Annotated in this window: 16 protein-coding genes; 2 read left to right on the top strand and 14 right to left on the bottom strand. The window is 35.7% G+C overall.

What is annotated here, in order from left to right:
* Positions 1 to 67: 67 nt before the first annotated feature.
* From J3U66_RS05920 to J3U66_RS05910, 3 genes are all read right to left on the bottom strand, one after another.
* Positions 68 to 1,111, bottom strand: a complete 1,044-nt coding sequence (locus J3U66_RS05920; RefSeq protein WP_267348357.1) for a T6SS immunity protein Tli4 family protein — start codon at positions 1,109 to 1,111, stop codon at positions 68 to 70.
* Positions 1,112 to 1,184: 73 nt separating this feature from the next.
* Complete coding sequence (locus tag J3U66_RS05915) at positions 1,185 to 1,439, bottom strand: hypothetical protein (protein ID WP_267348355.1); 255 nt, start codon at positions 1,437 to 1,439, stop codon at positions 1,185 to 1,187.
* A gap of 79 nt (positions 1,440 to 1,518) precedes the next feature.
* Positions 1,519 to 3,180 (bottom strand): type VI secretion system Vgr family protein, encoded by a 1,662-nt coding sequence (locus tag J3U66_RS05910; protein ID WP_267348354.1) that lies wholly within the window; start codon positions 3,178 to 3,180, stop codon positions 1,519 to 1,521.
* Positions 3,181 to 3,597: 417 nt separating this feature from the next.
* Here J3U66_RS05910 and J3U66_RS05905 point away from each other — a divergent pair, with 417 nt between their 5' ends.
* Both J3U66_RS05905 and folA read left to right on the top strand, forming a co-directional pair.
* A complete protein-coding gene (locus J3U66_RS05905) occupies positions 3,598 to 4,662 on the top strand; it encodes an MJ1255/VC2487 family glycosyltransferase (protein ID WP_267348353.1) in 1,065 nt (354 codons plus the stop codon).
* 14 nt (positions 4,663 to 4,676) lie between these two features.
* Entirely contained in the window at positions 4,677 to 5,174 is a 498-nt protein-coding gene (gene folA, locus J3U66_RS05900) for a type 3 dihydrofolate reductase (RefSeq protein ID WP_416379635.1), read from the top strand.
* Positions 5,175 to 5,224: 50 nt separating this feature from the next.
* On the opposite strand, the gene relA is transcribed toward folA, so the two are convergent.
* From relA to trmB, 11 genes are all read right to left on the bottom strand, one after another.
* Entirely contained in the window at positions 5,225 to 7,468 is a 2,244-nt protein-coding gene (gene relA / locus J3U66_RS05895) for a GTP diphosphokinase (RefSeq protein ID WP_267348352.1), read from the bottom strand.
* A 10-nt stretch (positions 7,469 to 7,478) separates the two neighbouring features.
* Complete coding sequence (gene rlmD / locus J3U66_RS05890) at positions 7,479 to 8,807, bottom strand: 23S rRNA (uracil(1939)-C(5))-methyltransferase RlmD (protein ID WP_267333740.1); 1,329 nt, start codon at positions 8,805 to 8,807, stop codon at positions 7,479 to 7,481.
* Positions 8,808 to 8,822: 15 nt separating this feature from the next.
* Positions 8,823 to 9,311 (bottom strand): pantetheine-phosphate adenylyltransferase, encoded by a 489-nt coding sequence (gene coaD / locus J3U66_RS05885; RefSeq protein ID WP_267333739.1) that lies wholly within the window; start codon positions 9,309 to 9,311, stop codon positions 8,823 to 8,825.
* Positions 9,312 to 9,549: 238 nt separating this feature from the next.
* On the bottom strand, positions 9,550 to 10,548 hold the full coding sequence (gene galM, locus J3U66_RS05880; protein WP_267333738.1) for a galactose-1-epimerase: 999 nt from the start codon (positions 10,546 to 10,548) through the stop codon (positions 9,550 to 9,552).
* Complete coding sequence (galK, locus tag J3U66_RS05875) at positions 10,539 to 11,696, bottom strand: galactokinase (protein ID WP_267348350.1); 1,158 nt, start codon at positions 11,694 to 11,696, stop codon at positions 10,539 to 10,541. Before galK ends, galM begins: the two co-directional genes overlap by 10 nt.
* Positions 11,697 to 12,746, bottom strand: a complete 1,050-nt coding sequence (galT, locus tag J3U66_RS05870) for a galactose-1-phosphate uridylyltransferase (protein WP_267343642.1) — start codon at positions 12,744 to 12,746, stop codon at positions 11,697 to 11,699.
* Positions 12,747 to 12,790: 44 nt separating this feature from the next.
* Positions 12,791 to 13,807, bottom strand: coding sequence for a UDP-glucose 4-epimerase GalE (galE, locus tag J3U66_RS05865; protein WP_267343641.1), 1,017 nt, complete (start codon positions 13,805 to 13,807; stop codon positions 12,791 to 12,793).
* 9 nt (positions 13,808 to 13,816) lie between these two features.
* Positions 13,817 to 15,124, bottom strand: a complete 1,308-nt coding sequence (locus tag J3U66_RS05860; RefSeq protein WP_267348348.1) for an MFS transporter — start codon at positions 15,122 to 15,124, stop codon at positions 13,817 to 13,819.
* Between the two features lie 705 nt (positions 15,125 to 15,829).
* On the bottom strand, positions 15,830 to 16,981 hold the full coding sequence (locus J3U66_RS05855) for a histidine-type phosphatase (protein WP_267343639.1): 1,152 nt from the start codon (positions 16,979 to 16,981) through the stop codon (positions 15,830 to 15,832).
* Positions 16,978 to 17,703 carry an oxygen-insensitive NADPH nitroreductase gene (gene nfsA, locus J3U66_RS05850; RefSeq protein WP_267343638.1) on the bottom strand — a complete coding sequence of 242 codons (726 nt, stop codon included), beginning with the start codon at positions 17,701 to 17,703 and terminating at the stop codon, positions 16,978 to 16,980. The genes J3U66_RS05855 and nfsA overlap by 4 nt, the downstream gene beginning before the upstream one ends.
* Positions 17,704 to 17,721: 18 nt before the next feature.
* A complete protein-coding gene (gene trmB / locus J3U66_RS05845) occupies positions 17,722 to 18,426 on the bottom strand; it encodes a tRNA (guanosine(46)-N7)-methyltransferase TrmB (RefSeq protein WP_267346715.1) in 705 nt (234 codons plus the stop codon).
* Positions 18,427 to 18,666 lie beyond the last annotated feature (240 nt).

Below are 18,666 nucleotides of genomic sequence, written 5' to 3'. Positions count from 1 at the left end.
AACGACCTAAATAGCCACATATTTTTTCCTAACTTTGAATCTAACTTGATATTTTAGATAGTATTTTTTATTCATCGTCAAAAGCACTTTCTCTGATTCTGATACTATCGGTAATATCACGCCAAATCACCATTAATTGGTCTTCGTCGTAGGTGGGAATACTATCATCGGTGGGTATCTTATAATACATATTGAAATTAAATTGCGGTTTTTTATAATTGGCATCAAATTGATTGATTGCTAAGTAAAAAATATATCCTTCTTGCATTTGGGGATAATATTCATTGTTATCGGGAAAAAATGGGCCTTTTACTATCCACTCTTCCATAATCAAATTATTGGTTTCCCGTTTGCCTTTATAAACCGTGTGTCCTGGTTTCGGCATCACAATTTCATTGGGTGCATCAAGTAGTGATAAATTATCGGAAAGGTCTTCAATATGTATTCGAATGTAAAATCCTCTATTACTGTTGTAGCGATAGTTAAAATGCAAATCTTTATAGGCTTTTACGCCACCGTGCATAAAGCCATTAGTAAAACAAAAACCAGGTTCGGTAGGTATGGTATATTCATCACGCACCGTAATTTGTTCAAACAGTTTATACATCTGCGCTAATTTTTTGGGTACATTATTTCCATAAAGCTTTGGGGAATCTTCTCTGTCTTGGTCATATCGATTTGCTAACCCATTACGAGCTTTTATTTCAATTGTTAAGGAGACGTCGTCTTGCCAGCGATAACCTTCTAATATTCTGGCGACATCTGGAATAGTAGTATCTTCCATTCTTTCAAAAATAATACCTTGCATTTTGTCTGGATTGGTTGTAGGTACAGGATAAATAGCTTTTAAAAAATTCCCGTCAATTGCATAAACCGGTTGGGTATTTTTTAGTTCTTGCTCACGGTAAACAAGCATTTGTTTAAATGGTGGCAAATAAATCTTTTCAGTTTTAATAACAATTTTATGATTATCGGTATAATCCAATTCCGTCACCATAGAAGGGATAAATTGTTTGGGCAGATCAAATAAGTAAACCCCCATGCATCGGGTAGCGGTATTGTTTAACAGTTTATTAACTTGTTGCTGTTCGTGGGTTGTTAGGGTAACCATACGTATATCCTTAGTTAAATAGCGGTAAGTAACAAATAAAATAATGAGTAGAGCGATAATTAAGAGGTAATGCTCATGCGTTAGGGGCAGTCTTTTTTTCATTTTGTTTATTTACCTCAAGTAAAATATCGACAATAGCACGCAAGGTAAATTCTTGCGTGATTGAATTTTTGTATGCGGGCTCATGCTCTATGGGCAAATGCATGCGTGCTTTAATGCTTTCAAGAGGGATTTCCCCAGAACGTTGAGGTACCGTGCCATCACCATTACCAATGGCGGGTTTGAGGGTATAGCTCTCGGCAATGTTACCTTCATAATCTTTATACATTACATGTGTGCGTCCAGCTTTTCGTTGGACTTCATCCCAATAGTTATTCTCTGTAGTTAGGGTTCGCGTTTCTAATATTTCACTTAAATCTAAACGATTTTTTGCTCCTAAAGGAATTTTTACAGGTTTTTTGGCTATTCACCATATGCCCTAAGTTAAGTTGAGTTTTGCCATATTCGGTAGAGAGTTTGATATGTTCTTGCCCTCGTTTATCATCCATTCTTAGCTTGTTGTTTGCTGGAGTACGAATCACATTTCGATGCTTGTTGGTCGTAGTGATGTGATCGGGATGCATACTATCGTGCATAGCATGAGCAATATAGGGTCTATCAGGATTACCATTCGTAAAGGCTATGGCTACTGCGGTTGAATCAATTAATGGGAAGTGAAAACCATAAGTTTCACCGGCATAAGGTTTAGCAAGCCGGACCCATAAGCTTTCGTGGCCTTTTTTCCAATTTTTTAAATCAAAATTGAATTTGACTCGATAGCGTCCTTGAGTATCAATATAGGCATAAGTATCGTTATCTGGACTGGTTACTTTGGCTGGTAACGTACCACTAACTTGTGGCCAGGGTAAGGGCGCAGGGCGATAAGGTTTAAGTTCATCATAGGCAATGGCAGTAAAATGGGTTTGATAAGGATAAGTTCTGTCCCCATAATTTTGTGTCGAGAGAATAATAATACCATTATGGATATCATTAATTGGACATTGAGGTATGATGATATGTTGACCGGGAGCAAGATTGTAGTCATTGCATTTGCCAGAAATAATAAGTTTGCCGCTGATATACTGCTGATGGCGAATTTGTGCATACCATTGACCACTTTCAATGGTGCGTTCGTCTCCCCGTAATTTGTAATGCTCTTCATAATGATAGTCATCACCACGGGCGGTGATATCTTTAGGTTGGGTGTTGATTTGAGTATGAAGATCACTGTCAGCAGTTAGATAGTTATAGTCGTTAACAATGACATTTTGGGGCTTGGTGTGACTGGTGAATTGTAAATCCCAGACACTGTTTTGATGATCATCATGCATTCCACTTGGTGTTTTGAGTGAAATGGTGCCACCGTCTGCAAATCCTTGTTGATCATCACTTATTACCATCACATCGCAATGATGCTCAGGATGCGTTTCAAAACGGAACCAGATCCCAACATCTGCAAGTAATCGTTGTATAAAAGTGAGATCACTTTCTTGCCATTGAGTAATAAACTCTCTTTCTGGATAAGTTTCTTTAAGTTCAAATCGGTAATCAATACCAATAAAATTATGATTACGTAGGACTTCTTCTACCACAGCAACAACACTTTGATTTTGATAAATTGCGCAGTGATAGCTATTTGCCAGCAATGCTAAGCGTGGTTCAAGTGTCACCTTATAGCGAGCTTCATCTTTACTAATAGATAACAAGCTGAATTGAGTAATAATGCCATAAAACGTTTTCGGCTTTTGATCTAAGTTGTAAGAAGCTAGATGCGTTAAGACATTGGCTAAGTTGTGAGGCTGAAAGGTTAAAGAAGCATGTTGGCTAAGTACTGAATCAATCTCAATATGCTTATTTGAACAAGTGAAGATAATGTTGTAATGCCAGGGTATATTTAACGCTTCATTGCCTTTAATGGATTCAATTGAAAGAGAAAATAACTCGTTTCTTAAACCATCTATGGAAAGGGAATAGTTATTAAGAGCTAAATTATTTATCAATGATGAAATACCGTTAACAATCGATTCCATAGAATTCCTAATAATGTTAATCAATATACACAAAATAAAATACGTCTATTTTTTAGATAATGCAATCTTTATTTATTTACTGAAATCAATAAGATTATTAAATAACTTTATATTTTTATTATCATTTTACAAAAGTGCTTTTTTATTGAAAGTTAGAGACAAAAGACAGAAGAAAAAGTTATTAAAATAAATTTCGCTGATAGTGAAATTGAATCACCATATTAACCTTTTAAATGTTCAACTATGCATTAATTTATAAATAAATTATTTAACGTGATTTTGATTAGTTGAAATCAAAATTGAAACATCATAAATGTTTGTTGTAAAGATCGAGGACATTTATATAAAATTATGAAGCGAATAACTGAGTGTTCTGTTATTATATTTACCTAACTTTAAATCGACAAATCACACGATATGAAAATTCTCTTTGGTGTTCAAGGAACAGGAAATGGCCACGTCAGTCGTTGTAGAACATTAGCCAATGCACTTAAAAAAGCAGGGGCTGATGTTGATTATATTTTCAGTGGACGTGATCCTAAAGACTATTTTGATATGCAAGTTTTTGGTAATTATAAAACCTATCGCGGTGTTTCGTTTGCGACGTTAAATGGTAAGATTAATTTTCGCAAAACCGTACAACGGATTCGCGCTTTTCGTTTAATTAAAGATGTGCGTGAACTCGATTTATCGACATATGATTGTGTTATCAGTGATTTTGAGCCAGTTAGTGCTTGGGCTGCGCATTATCAACATCGTGATTGTTTAGGGATTAGTAATCAGGCGGTGTGTCAATATCTTAAACCTAAAGAATATGGATTGATAGCCAATGTGATTATGAAGTATTATGCACCAGTGACTAAACCCATTGGGTTACATTGGTTTCATTTTGGACACAAATTGTTACCGCCAATGATTGATTCATTTGAGGTTGCCTCAAGTGAAAATGGCAATATCGTTGTTTACTTACCATTTGAAGCATTAGATGAAATTACTGTGTTATTGCAGCAGTTTCCAAATTATCAATTTATCTGTTTCCATCCGGATATTAAACAAGTTGAACAGCACGGTAATATTCTTTTTCAACCACTTGGTCGAGATAGTTTTACGCACGCTTTAGTCAGTTGTTCCGGAATCATTGCAAATACTGGCTTTGCTTTAATTTCAGAAGCGTTAGTTTTGGGTAAAAAGATTTTAACTAAACCGGTATCGGGGCAATTTGAACAGATCTATAATGCTCAATGTTTACAAGCGTTAGATATGGCAACAGTGATGGAAAGTTTGAATAATATCAAACTTAAATATTGGCTTAGTTTGCCTTCTCCTAAACCAATCATCTATCCAGATGTCGCAACTGAACTTGCTAATTGGATCGTTTCAGGGCAAAAAGAGCCATTACTTTCGTTAAGTGAACGGCTTTGGAGTCAAACGATATTTCCTGAAAATGTCAATCAGAAGATAAAATCCTTAGGATATGTGTAAGTAAAGGTATAAAAATGATTTTAAGCATTATTGTTGCTATGGCGAAAGATCGTGTCATTGGTCTTAACAATCAAATGCCGTGGCATTTACCGGCAGATTTGGCTTGGTTTAAGAAAAACACACTACATAAACCGGTTATTATGGGACGCAAGACTTATGAGTCTATTGGTCGTCCTTTACCCAATAGACATAATATTATTATCAGTCGACAAGCTCAGTTAGAACATAATTCTGATAATGTAAGTTGGGCAAAATCAATTGACGAAGCATTATCTATAGCTAAAGATCAGCTTGCCGATGAAGTCTTTATTATTGGTGGCGGTAATATTTATCAGCAAGTTTTACCTTTTATCGATCGGTTATATTTAACACATATTGATGCCTATTTAAAGGGTGATACCTATTTCCCCGATTATTTGGTTCGGCAATGGCAACAAGTTTATTGCCAAAATTGCTTTGCTGATGAAAAAAATCCTTATCATTATCAATTTGAGATTTTAGAAAAAGTTTAACTATCGGTAAATTGCCACAGCATTAATTGATGTGGCAATTAAATCAAGGGTTATCCTTGAAAGCGTTTTGCTTCAACAACATCGGGTAATTGCTTAATTTTATTTAGTACACGATTAAGTGAGTCGTGATCGAAAATTTGTAAATCCATGTCAATTGTCGCTAATTGCTGTTTAGTATCACTGCGACTTGATACACCTAATACGTTGACTTTTTCGTTAGCAACAATAGTGGTAATATCGCGTAATAAGCCACTTCTATCATTAGCTATAATTCTAACAATCATGGTATAGCTTAATTGGGTGTTTTCACTCCACGCTGCACTTGTTATGCGTTCCGGAGCATGATTTTTTAACTCTTGCAATTGTTCACAATCAGCTCGATGTATTGAGATGCCTCGACCTTGGGTGACAAAACCAACAATAGGATCACCTGGAATAGGGCGACAACAGTTAGCAATGGTATACATTAAGTTACCTACGCCTTCAATGATGATTTCACCACTTTTTGTTGTATTTTTGGTTTGAGCGGTCGATTTTTGCGAAATTTGCTTTAATACCGCTTCGTCTTCTTCTTCCGCTGTTGGCTTATTAAATTGCGCGTTAATAAAGTTAACTAGTTGGTTAATTCTGATGTCACCACTGCCAATACCCGCTAAAACTTCATCAAATGAATGGGCGTTATATTTTGCGATAAGAATTTTTTCAACGCTTTTGATACTAATATTCAGCGGTTCTAATTCGTTTTCAAGTATCTGTTGACCAGCCGCAATATTCTTATCACGATCTTGTTTTTTGAACCAAGCTTGAATTTTGGCACGTGCACGGCTACTATTGACAAAACCTGTATTAGGATTTAACCAATCACGACTTGGATTAGGTTGTTTTTGCGTAATGACTTCAACTTGATCGCCAATTTTTAACATATAAGTAAAGGGGACAATGCGCCCATTTACTTTGGCACCAATACATCTGTGGCCGACATCGCTATGAATATGATAAGCAAAATCAAGTGGTGTTGAACCCGCTGGCAAATCAACCACATCACCTTTAGGTGTAAATACATAAACCCTATCATCAAAAATTTGGCTTCTTACTGCTTCTTGGATTTCACCACTTTCTGACATCTCTTTTTGCCAAGTTAATAGTTGTCGTAACCAAGAGATGCGCTGATCATAAGCCGTCATCTTGTCAGTAGTGCCTTCTTTATACTTCCAATGTGCAGCAATACCGAGTTCAGCATCGTTATGCATTTGTTCGGTACGAATCTGAATTTCGATAGTTTTGTCTTGTGGGCCATAAACAACCGTATGAATAGATTGATAGCCATTGGGTTTGGGATTGGCTACGTAATCGTCAAATTCTTTAGCAATGTGTTTGTAATGACTATGTACAATACCCAGTGCGTTATAACAATCTTCAACGCGATCGCAAATAATTCGTACCGCTCGAATATCATACAGCTCTTCAAACTGTAAATGCTTACGCTCCATTTTTCGCCAAATGCTATAAATATGTTTTGGACGACCATAAACTTCGGCATGAATATGATCTTGATTCATTAAATCCTGTAAAGTTTTAACAAATTTATTGATATATAATTCTCGGTCTAATCGCTTTTCTTGTAGTTTGATTGCGATCATGCGGTATTGGTCAGGATATAAATACCGGAAGCAAAAATCCTCTAATTCCCATTTTAATTGCCCAATACCTAATCGGTTGGCCAGTGGGGCATAAATATTAAAGCACTCTTTAGCGGCAAGGACTTGCTCTTCTTTAGGGGCATTCATTAAATTGCGTAAGTAAGTGATACGCTCAGCGATTTTGATTACAACGCTACGAAAATCATTTACCATCGCCAGTAACATACGCCTGATACTATCGATTTGTTCTGTTGTCGCATTACCGTTACGAATTGCACGTAGTTGTCGCAAGTCTTTCATTCGGATGATGCTTGAAATAATATGGGTAATTTCGCGGTCAAAATCTTCTGGAATATCTTCACGACGGATAATCTTAGATTCTAAGAAAGGTAGCAATAACGCAGCACTTAAACTGTTAACATCCATACTTAAGGTTGATAAAATTTCAACCATTTCAATGGCACTTTTGAAACAATACAGCTGCTCAGGTGCGCCTGCACTATTTTCAAAACAGAAATCCCAGACATCTTTAAATTTTTCATAAGATTGCGGGTTAGTTAGTAACAGTTCTTGTTTGGCCCATTGTTCGACATCAAACTGAGCAAGAGAATAGTGTTCTTCGCTCTGTTGGTGGGCTCCTCTAATAGATACCATAATTATGATCCTACTTCGTTAACAGCAACATTGATTCAATGTGCTTGGTTTGTGGAAACATATCTAAAATTGCAACTTGAGCAATCTTGTATCCTTTAGCAATAAATTGTTTACAATCTCTGGCTAATGTAGCCGGATTGCACGAAATATAAACGATCTTTTTAGGTGATATTTTTACAATTTGGGCGGTAGTATTAAAAGCACCTGCTCTAGCGGGATCCAATAGAACTTTCTCAAATTGTAAATGATTCCATGTTGAAAATTGCTGCTCATCCTCTAAATTACTGGTTAAAAATTGGGTATCTGCACGTATTTCACTGCGATTTAATTTGGCATTGAATTGTGCTTTTTCAACCAGTGCTTTAACACCTTCGATGCCTGTGACCGATTTACTTAATGTTGCCATCGGCAATGAAAAATTACCCATTCCACAAAATAGATCTAAAACGTTGTCCGTCGGCTCTAATGTTAGCCACTCAAGTGCTTGGTTAATCATCTTTTGATTAATTTTACTGTTTACTTGAATAAAATCTAGAGGGCTAAAGGTTAATTTTAACTTATTGATTTGATAATAATGCTGGTTATCACCGGTAATATGAACAAGTTTATCGCCATGCAAATAGAGTGAAATGTTATGTTCTTGAGCAAATTGTCGTAATAATTTGGTATCTTGTTCATCCATCGGGCTAATATGTCTTAATACAACAATTACCCCACTATCTACCGAGATTAATTCAATATGACCTAGTGATTTTTTTTGTTTAATATTAGTTAAGCAGTGTTGTAATGGAATCAGTAAGTTATTTAACTTATCAACTAAAACAGGACAATGTTTAATATTAATTATTTGATTTGATTCTGCTTGTCTAAAACCAACAAAAAGTACACCTTTGATCAGGTTGATAGATAATCTGGCTCTTCTGCGATAAGCGTAAGGTTGATCGGCAATAATAATAGGGGCATCGTTAAGCACATTATCTAATGTTGCGCCACTCTCTTTTTTTAACAAATTAATTAATGCTTGATATTTAGCTTGTTGTTGCACGCGTGGTGATATGTGCTGTAAGTCACAGCCACCACATTTTTGATAATATTGGCATGGCGGTTTAAGGCGATCTTGGCTTTGGTTATGATATTTAATGACGGTTGCTTTGGCATAATTTTTTTTATCTTCCGTAAGTTGAATATCAACTGTTTCATTAGGTAGCGCAGATTTAACGAAAATTGTTTTGCCATTATGATTGGCTACCCCTTGACCGAAGGCATCTAACGTTGAGACTGTTACAGTCAATTTTTGCGGAATAAATTTCTTTTTAGGTGGAGTATAAAAATTAACCATATTAACTTACTTAAATTATGTCAAGCGCTTTAAAAGTTCCGTTTTAACGTGTAAAGGCACTAAGTTTGAAATATCACCACCATGAAAAGCAACATCTTTTACAATAGTTGATGAAATAAATCCCATTGCGATAGATGGCATTAAAAATATCGTATCTAAATCGGGTTTTAGTGCGCGGTTCATTTCGGCCAGTTGCCTTTCGTATTCAAAGTCATGCGTGGTTCTTACACCACGGACAACCACGGTCGCATTATGTTTTTGGGCAAAATCTGCCATTAAATTATCAAAGCCAATGACTTCAACATTAAGTAAATGCTCAATGGCGCTAGATGCTAAATTGACGCGTTCATCTAGTGTAAAAAGCGTTTTTTTATTAGGATTTTGTGCAACAGCAATAATTAAACGTGGAAATAATTGCGACGCTCGGGTAATAAGATCAATATGACCATTGGTGATCGGATCAAAAGTACCAGGAAAAATAGCGGTTAAAGTTTTACTTTTCATGTTCAGGTTATCCATTAGGACATATTAAAAATATCATACCTAATTTTATGCCAGATTGTTAGTTTAAGCTGGTAAAAACTTACTGTTTTTATTTTGGTGTATATGGTGCACCTTAATTTCTTATATTTAATGGTATACCAAAATTGGTGAAAAGAGTAAAGTTGCTTTTTCTTTAATTGGTGGGTTATGGGTAAAAATTAAGTATTACTGTCATGTACTTTAATCAAATAAGTCGTTTTTACGTTGTGATAAATTGATAGGTTATATGGTGATGATACACTTCATTGGGTTGCAAATAGCAGCTTGGTTGTGGCCATTGTGGGTGATGCGGGCTATCGGGTAAAAATTGTGCTTCTAATGCAATACCCGCAAAGTTGCTATATACATCATTATGACGATTAGGCGTATTTTGTAAAAAATTACCAGTGTAGACTTGTAATGCAGGTTTAGTGGTTTTGATATTCATTAAAACTTTTTTATCTGATGATATCAGCTGTGCAGCAATAGCTTTGCTTTTATCTAGTAAATAAGCATGATCATAACCGCCTGTCACTTGCCGTTCGGGACTTTCGAGCAGTCTATCAGACAATTGTTTTGCTTGCCGTAAATCCATGTCATATTGACCAACATCAGCTAAGTTATGATAAGGAATCCCCGCGCTATTAACCGGTAAATAGAAATTTGCATTAACTTTTAATGTATGTGCAAGGACACTGTTACTCAAATCACCATCAAGATTAAAATAAGCATGATTAGTTAAGTTTACTGGTGTTGTTTTGTTAGTTGTTGCCTGAAAATCGATAATGACTTCATTTTCATTAGTTAAATAATAGGTCACAATCACCTTCAGCTCACCGGGAAAGCCTTGATCACCATCAGCCGATATCAAGTTAAATATTACTTTTTGAGCTGATTGATATTCAATGTTCCAAATTTTTTTATCAAACCCACATTGTCCACCATGAAGTAGGTTTACCCCTTGGTTGGCGGTGAGTAAATAGTGTTGACCATTGACATCGATAGTTGCATTAGCAATGCGATTTGCATAACGTCCAATAGTCGCACCAAGATAAGCATCTTGGTGTTGATATTGGTTTAGTGATTGACAGCCCAGCAGTATTTCGCGATGCTTGCTTGCTACAGGTATTAAGCATGATAACCAAGTTGCCCCCCAATTAGAGACCTTAATGGTCATTCCTTGTTGATTTGTTAATGTAATAATTTGTTTTATTGGCATAAAACGTGGGCTCCTTCACTAGGTTCACAAACATAAATTGTTTCTTTAATACCAAACTTTTTAGAATAATTGTCATTAACGATTGTTTTAACACTGTTTACTTTATCTTTTGCCACCAGTGCGACCACACAGCCGCCAAAGCCACCGCCAGTCATGCGAACGCCACCTTGTTCGCCAATTACATCATGAATAATTTCGACAAGATAATCGATAGCAGGAACCGTAATTTCAAAATCATCACGCATTGAATGATGACTTGCTGCCATTAATGCAGATAATAATTTATAATCTTTGGTTTCGAGTGCTTTTGACGCTTGAACAGTGCGTTCATTTTCGGTAATGACATGGCGTGCACGTTTAAATACTGTTGGATCTAAGGTGGTTTTAATTTTTTCAAGATCAGCTAACGATGCATCACGTAATGCCTTAACACCTAGTGCTTTTGCAGCCGCTTCGCATTGTTTACGACGAGTATTATATTCACTATCAACTAATCCCCGTTTAATATTAGAATTAATAATGACAACAGCAAAATCGTTGGGCATTTTCACTGCTTTGGTTGTCAGTGAACGACAATCAATTAATAGTGCATGTTGAGCTTGTCCTAGTGCCGAAATTAATTGATCCATAATGCCGCAATTACAACCGACAAATTGGTTTTCAGCTTCTTGACCAATTAAGGCTAATTTTGTGCCATCAAAAGGTAACTGATAAAGGACTTGTAACATTTTACCGACGGCAACCTCAAGTGATGCTGACGAGCTTAAACCTGCACCTTGGGGGACATTGCCACTAATGACACAATCGACGCCATGGATAGCATTTGTATAGTTTTTAAGATGTTTTATTACACCTCGCACATAGTTAGCCCATTGGTAATCAGGATGTTTTTCAATGGATGAATCAAGAGAAAATTGGTCTTGTTGATTATCATAATCGACAGCAATAACACGTATAATATTATCTGAACGTTTGTGACAACTTATCACTGTTTGATAATTAATTGCGCAGGGTAGAACAAAACCATCATTGTAATCGGTGTGTTCACCAATTAAGTTTACGCGCCCTGGCGCTTGTATAAAGGTATCGGGTTGATAACCGAATTGGCTTTCAAATACTTGTGTAGTGCTATCAATTAATGCTTTCATTTACTTATCCTTTTGCTCTTTATAATGCACATCACTTACGTTGCGCAGTTTTTCGGCAGCTTGTTCGGGGGTTAAATCTCGTTGCACTTCGGCAAACATTTCGTAACCAACCATGAATTTTTTTACCGTCGCTGAACGCAACAAAGGTGGATAAAAATGTGCATGTAGTTGCCAATAATCATTGTTATCCCCCACAAATGGTGCGCCGTGCCAACCCATTGAATAAGGAAAAGAACAATGAAATAAATTATCGTAGCGACTTGTTAGTTTTTTGAGCGCAATAGCTAAATCTATTTGCTGGTCATTATTTAACTGAGTTAATTGCGCAATATGCGTTTTGGGTAATAATAGTGTTTCAAATGGCCACACGGCCCAAAAAGGGACAACGGCAAGCCAATGTGCTGTTTCTACCACAATTCGTTCACCCAACGTTAACTCTTTTTGCACATAATCGACTAATAAATTTTGGTGATATTTTTCAAAATAATGGCGCATATTTAGGTCTTCACGCGCAACTTCATTGGGGATAAAGCTATTGGCCCAAATTTGTCCATGTGGATGTGGGTTAGAGCAACCCATTGCCGCACCCTTGTTTTCAAATATTTGTACCCAAGGATAATGTTGGCTCAGTTCTTGTAATTGACTTATCCAAGTTTTAATCACGCCTTCAATAGCGGGTAAATTGAGTTCGGGAAGTGTTTTACTGTGATCGGGCGAAAAACAGATAACGCGGCTAGTACCTTTAGCACTTTGGATCTGGAATAACGGATCTTGGCTTTGCGGTGATTCTGGCGTATCTACCATTAATGCGGCAAAATCATTAGTAAAAACATAGGTTCCAGTATAGTTAGGATTAATATCACCCGTCACTCGCTTATTCCCAGGGCATAAAAAGCAGTTTGGATCGTAACAGGGTTTTTGTTCTTGATTTAATGTTTCTTGCTGGCCTTGCCAAGGTCGTTTGGCTCGATGTGGCGAGACAAGTACCCATTGATTAGTCAATGGGTTATAACGACGATGAGGGTGATCAACAGGATTAAAAATAGCCATTTTTGCCTCTTTTATCTTTCTTCTTATGATTGATGCTATATGGTTTAATCTGGATAGCCTTGTGGGTTATGTGATTGCCAATTCCACGAGTCTTTTACCATATCATCAAGTGTTAATTTGGTTTTCCAACCTAAAATTTGTTCTGCTTTTTTTGCGTCAGCCCAAAATGCAGGTAAATCACCTGCACGTTTAGGAGCAAAGTGCCAATTGAGTGGTTTACCAGAGGCTTTTTCAAAAGCTTTAATAACTTCTAAGACACTATAGCCAATACCTGAACCTAAATTATAAATATGTACACCTGCTTTATGTTGGTCAGCTTTAAGTGCAGCGATATGTCCATCAGCTAAATCGACTACGTGAATAAAGTCACGAACACAAGTGCCATCTTTTGTCGGGTAATTATTACCAAAAACAGCAAGTGACTCACGTTTTCCTACAGCAACTTGGGTGATATAAGGCATTAGGTTATTGGGAATACCGAGTGGATCTTCACCCATTAATCCGCTTGGATGTGCGCCAACAGGATTAAAGTAACGTAATAAAGTTAATGACCAGTCTGGTTCAGCAACAGCTAAATCCATCATACATTGTTCAACCATTAATTTACTTTTTCCATACGGGCTACTTGGTAAACCTTGTGGTAATGTCTCGACATAGGGAACTGGTGCGAGTTCACCGTATACGGTTGCTGACGAACTAAATATTAACTGTTTTACACCCGCAGCTCGCATTGCTTTCATTAACACAATACTGCCATAGACATTGTTTTCATAATATTCAAGCGGTTTGTATACCGATTCCCCCACGGCTTTTAGTCCAGCAAAATGGATAACTGCTTGAATATCATGCTCAGCAAATATTTTTTCTAATAATTGTTGGTCACAGATATCACCATGATAAAAACTGACACTATGACCAGTAATTTGTTTAATTCTATCTAATACCGAAGCTTTGCTGTTGAATAGGTTATCAATGACAATCGGTGTGTATCCTGATTGAATTAATTGTACACATGTATGACTTCCAATATACCCGCAACCACCTGTTACTAATATTTTCATGTTAAAACCTTAATCTAATGTTATATTTTTGTTGAGTTCTTGTTGATCTTTATTTTGTTCACTGTTTAGTCTTTTAAAGATATCCCAAGGACCGCGTCCAGATAAAGTGAATGACGAAATCAATGTAAAACTTAATGCGATTGCGCCAAGGACTAAATACGTGCCTTCGTAGCCAATTTTAACATACATTAGACCTGCAAAGGTGGACATAAACATAATAGAGAGTTGTTTTGCAAAACAAAATGCAATTAAATAAACCGTTGCTGATAATCGAATAGGAAAGTGTTTAGTAATATATTTAAATGCACCAACCAATAATAACGGCGCTTCGAACATATGTAATGTTTTTAAAATAACAACTTCAATTGCGTTAGTTGCAAATGCTGAACCGGTTATACGAATCGACATAATCGCTCCAGCTATTAATAAAGTATTTTTGCTACCGATCTTCATGACAATAATTGGTGCAAAAAACATAACAGTCGCATTTAAAAATTCCCCAAGCGTTGTGACATAACCAAACGCTTCACGGCCCACTTGTTCGCTTTTGAAAAATGAAGTGAAAAAGTTAGCAAATTGCTGATCAAACACATCATAAGTACAGGCAACACCGATAATATAAAGCATAAAATACCATGTTTTACTCATGCTAAGTAAGTTAAATGCAAGTTTCAAATTGAACGGTTCTGGTTTATTAAGTCCCATTTGTTCAACAACGTCGGTCGTTGTTGTTTTGGCTGGATCGGCTATTTTAACTAAAAACAATAAGATAATTGCAAAACCTGAACATAACCAGTAAACCGCATTGATATCTTTTGAAATCATAATACCAACAAATGAAGCACAAATTGCCCAACCAAAACAACCAAACATACGGCATCGACCAAATTCAAATCCACTTCGTCGACTGATTTTTTCAACCAAGGCTTCTATTGATGGTGAACCGCAATTAAATGCCACACTCAGATAAAGTCCCCCAACTATAGCACCTAAAGTAACGTTAAATTGAAGTAGTGGTCCCAATACAAAAATAAAAAAGGGGCCAAATAGAACTAATAGTAATGTGATAATCCACAGTAGATGTTTTTTTAATCCGAGTTTATCCGAGATTAACCCAAAGAAAGGTTGAAAAAGAAGCGCAAATAATGAAATAAATGAGAACACATATCCTGTTTCGGCTTGATCTAACCCATTCATTTTTAACCATACAGGAAAAAATGGCGAATAGGCCCCCATAATGAAAAAATAAAGGAAAAAGTAAAGCGTAAATACCCAGTAATTTTTATTATAAAGGGATGAGGTTATTTTTTGATTCATAATCAACTTCCTTTGCTAATCTTTCAATGAACACGTTATTTGCATATCGTTTACATTAAAAGTAAGTACAAAAAGCCATCTGTTTTTAAGGATAATATCATCTTACTTTTTCAAAAAAAGTGATCTAGATAACATTTTGTGAAATCGATTACATTATTTTATGTTACTAATTTGTTAAATTACATCATTGAGTTTTTTTAAAATGCAGTATTAATGCTAAATCTGAGTTTATACATGCTGTTATTTATAGAAAAATAGTGGCTATTTTCATTAAACTGAATTTTTTCAACTATGATAAAATTAGTTATGACTTAAAATTGTGCTTTTATGATATCGGTTACATTTTTAAAACAGGTTAATTAAGGTAAAGATCTTTATCAAGTCAAAAATTGAGTGATTTTAAGAAATATGAACCGTAACTAAATCAAAAATAGATTATTTGTTGTTAGTTTTTAGGTATGCCATTTTAGACGATTGATAAAAAATTTTTGATGGAAATTATAAATAATCTGTTGAGTTAGCTAATATAATATGTAATTTTTAATTAGTTATGTTTGTGTATGTATTTTACTGTGTGATTTTATAAAGTTTATCAATAGAGCAATTAACATAACTATAAACGTTAAAGTTAGCTATGGCTTGATAAAACTATTCCGCCAATTTTGTTGGCGGAATGGGCACTAAGGTTATTTATACTTTTTAGCATTAAACATGGATACGTTTTTCAAAATCGCTCCAATCATAAAACCCATCAGAGTTGAGTGATGCATTTTTGAGTTTTAGCTGAAAATGTTCAGGTGGATTATTGATATCGAGCGCTTGTCCTGTATAAAGTTGTTCAAAACTTTGATAAACATATTCAGCTTTAAAATAATGCTTGCCTGTTAGCGAGTGTTTGAAGCGTTGAAAAATTACTTTACCACCAATAGGAGTGGTTTCATATTGATGAGGTAGTTGATACTCTTCAAAATCTAAAGCGCCTAATAGTGATGCGATTGTACTATCATGGCCGACTAATAAATTGACCGTATATTGTTGCTGCATTAGATCATCAATCATATTGATCAATTTGGCTGCTGCGCGTGTAGCGAGTGTTTTGGTGTGGCAAATTAAGTTAATGTACTGATTACGAATCTGCACAATTTGTTGCCACTGCTCTAAGCTATCAATTTTACCCCATGCAATTTGATTTTTAGGGAACGCTGAATAATATTGCAATAAAAAAGAATCAACGACACTAATGCCAACAGCTAAGGCACCCAATAACGCTGGCTCTTCATTCTTTTTAAAATAGAGTTCTAATGGGATATCGGCTAATTCACACTGATATTGTTTGTACAGCTCAGATTGTTTGTAATCGAGTATATCAGACAAAATTTGATAAGCCGGCGCTAAGTTTTTAAAAATTGATTGAGCCTTATCTGCTTGCTCGATATCACGTAAAACGGCTTGCTTAAATTGTGCTGAATCTTCTTCTAAACTTGGATCGAAAATTGGATCCATTCTTTCAATAGGGTATTTATGATTGATAGTTATATCACAACCAGCGTAGGCGCCGGCTACAATGAACTGTGCTGTCGCAACGGTTCTTTGTAAGCTATTGGCATAGACAAACAAGTCATGACTATTATTGGTTATTTTGATGTTGTGTTTTTCTAACCATTGTGACAGGTAGTGACCAAAATAGACTTCTAATGCTCCTCCTCTGGTTGTTAGATAACCATAAGGATGGTCCCATTTGGGCCATTGATAGGGGGTAGCTTGATCAATAAATTCTAGGGTATTTTGTAAAGCTGTACGAATACCATGACGACTTAGTATAACAACTTTCTCCAATTGGTAATGCGAGTTACTCATTTTGTGATCCAACCTTGCTTGTGTAGATAATCTAAAATAAAACTTCGTTGCCCATTTATAATCGTTTCGGCAATTTTATCACTCCAACCACCTGTTTTTTGATGGGTACTACGGTGATTGTAATAATCATTCATTTGTGTATCGTATTGTGCCAATAGAGTTTTATCTATTGATTGATATTGATTTTCAAAAAATACCAAAGGCTTAGGAAGTCTTGGCTTTATTTCAGGGTGCTGGTCTGGATAGCCAATGCATAACCCAAAAAGAGGCAAAACATATTTAGGGATGGCTAATAATTCTGTAACGTTATCAATATTATTACGTAAGCCACCAATATAAACTATGCCTAAGCCTAAAGATTCAGCTGCAATCACTGCATTTTGTGCCATGATCGCAGTTTCAATGCAGCCAACTAAAAGTTGTTCTGCTCTTTCAAGGGGGATTGTTGGATCAATTTGAAAGTGTCGATTGAAATCAGCGCAAAATACCCAAAATTCGGGTGCTTGTTTAACATAGCACTGATCGCCTGTGTAGTGAGCAAGTTTTTCACGTTTGTCACTATCAGTAATACGAATTATCGTAGCGCATTGTAAAAAATTAGAACTTGAAGCCGATTGTGCAGCTGTAACAATTGTATCAATTTGCGCTTGAGTTAAGGGGGTGGATTTATAAGCACGAATTGAACGGTGCTGACAAATTAAATCAATTGTTTGGTTTTGCATAATGGCTCCTTTATATAACTATTTTTTTATGAATTGTAAGTCCCAAACCCCGTGCCCTAAATTTTGACCTCTTTTTTCAAACTTAGTAATTGGCCTATCTTCTGGTCTGGGAATATAATCCCCCGTTGATGATAAATTCTTAAAACCTTCTGCTTGAGTTAATACTTCAAGCATATGTTCGGCATAATGTTGCCAATCGGTAGCAAGATGTAACATACCGCCAACCTTTAATTTTCTTTGTATTAATTGCACAAATTCAGGTTGAATAATTCTACGTTTATTATGTCTTGCTTTATGCCAAGGGTCGGGAAAATAAATTTGCACCTTATCAAGCGAGTGATCTGCTATCATATTATTCAAGACTTCAACGGCATCATGACACATGACTTTTAGGTTAGATAATTGGTTTTCTTCAATCGCCATCAAACAAGCACCCACTCCAGGTTTGTGCACTTCAATCCCCAAAAAATCTTTAGTCGGCGCATTTTTGGCCATTTCAACCAATGATGCCCCCATACCAAAACCAATTTCTAACACAAAGGGTTTGTTATTATTTGAACCTATAGTAACGTTTGGATTATAGTCAATACCAAATACAGGCCATAAATTCTCTAATGCTTGTTGCTGGCCTTTAGTTAAACGACCTTGTCGTAATACAAAACTTCGAATAGTTCGTTTTGATTTAATATTTTCATTGTTATTTATCATGGATTGTTCATTCATCACGTTGTCTATTTTTGTGTTGCGGTTTGCCAAATTTGTTTACTCATTAAGGTTTATAATTAGAAAGTAGTTTAACTGATTTTTGATTCACTTCAAGAAAACATATTATTGATATGTTTTTCTATTTATTATTGTGATACATATAAAAATTTTTGAATAAATTTTTATAATGTGGTTGAGCATACTCTGTAAATGATTATATAATTATTACCCCGATTTAACCGATTACGTATAAGTAAT

The sequence above is a fragment of the Gilliamella sp. B2969 genome (genome assembly GCF_026536195.1).
Taxonomy (GTDB): Bacteria; Pseudomonadota; Gammaproteobacteria; order Enterobacterales; family Orbaceae; genus Gilliamella.
Note: the sequence above shows the minus strand (reverse complement) of the source record. Positions and strands in the feature narration are given on the sequence as shown.

Bases quoted from the DNA above. Each gene is read 5' to 3' on its own strand.
- relA (WP_267348352.1), bottom strand. From the start codon at position 7,468: ATGGTATCTATTAGAGGAGCCCACCAACAGAGCGAAGAACACTATTCT.
- galK (WP_267348350.1), bottom strand. From the start codon at position 11,696: ATGAAAGCATTAATTGATAGCACTACACAAGTATTTGAAAGCCAATTC.
- J3U66_RS05920 (WP_267348357.1), bottom strand. From the start codon at position 1,111: ATGGTTACCCTAACAACCCACGAACAGCAACAAGTTAATAAACTGTTA.
- J3U66_RS05905 (WP_267348353.1), top strand. From the start codon at position 3,598: ATGAAAATTCTCTTTGGTGTTCAAGGAACAGGAAATGGCCACGTCAGT.
- coaD (WP_267333739.1), bottom strand. From the start codon at position 9,311: ATGAAAAGTAAAACTTTAACCGCTATTTTTCCTGGTACTTTTGATCCG.
- folA (WP_416379635.1), top strand. From the start codon at position 4,677: ATGATTTTAAGCATTATTGTTGCTATGGCGAAAGATCGTGTCATTGGT.
- galT (WP_267343642.1), bottom strand. From the start codon at position 12,746: ATGGCTATTTTTAATCCTGTTGATCACCCTCATCGTCGTTATAACCCA.
- galM (WP_267333738.1), bottom strand. From the start codon at position 10,548: ATGCCAATAAAACAAATTATTACATTAACAAATCAACAAGGAATGACC.
- J3U66_RS05860 (WP_267348348.1), bottom strand. From the start codon at position 15,124: ATGAATCAAAAAATAACCTCATCCCTTTATAATAAAAATTACTGGGTA.
- rlmD (WP_267333740.1), bottom strand. From the start codon at position 8,807: ATGGTTAATTTTTATACTCCACCTAAAAAGAAATTTATTCCGCAAAAA.
- J3U66_RS05855 (WP_267343639.1), bottom strand. From the start codon at position 16,981: ATGAGTAACTCGCATTACCAATTGGAGAAAGTTGTTATACTAAGTCGT.
- galE (WP_267343641.1), bottom strand. From the start codon at position 13,807: ATGAAAATATTAGTAACAGGTGGTTGCGGGTATATTGGAAGTCATACA.
- J3U66_RS05910 (WP_267348354.1), bottom strand. From the start codon at position 3,180: ATGGAATCGATTGTTAACGGTATTTCATCATTGATAAATAATTTAGCT.
- nfsA (WP_267343638.1), bottom strand. From the start codon at position 17,703: ATGCAAAACCAAACAATTGATTTAATTTGTCAGCACCGTTCAATTCGT.
- J3U66_RS05915 (WP_267348355.1), bottom strand. From the start codon at position 1,439: ATGTATAAAGATTATGAAGGTAACATTGCCGAGAGCTATACCCTCAAA.
- trmB (WP_267346715.1), bottom strand. From the start codon at position 18,426: ATGAATGAACAATCCATGATAAATAACAATGAAAATATTAAATCAAAA.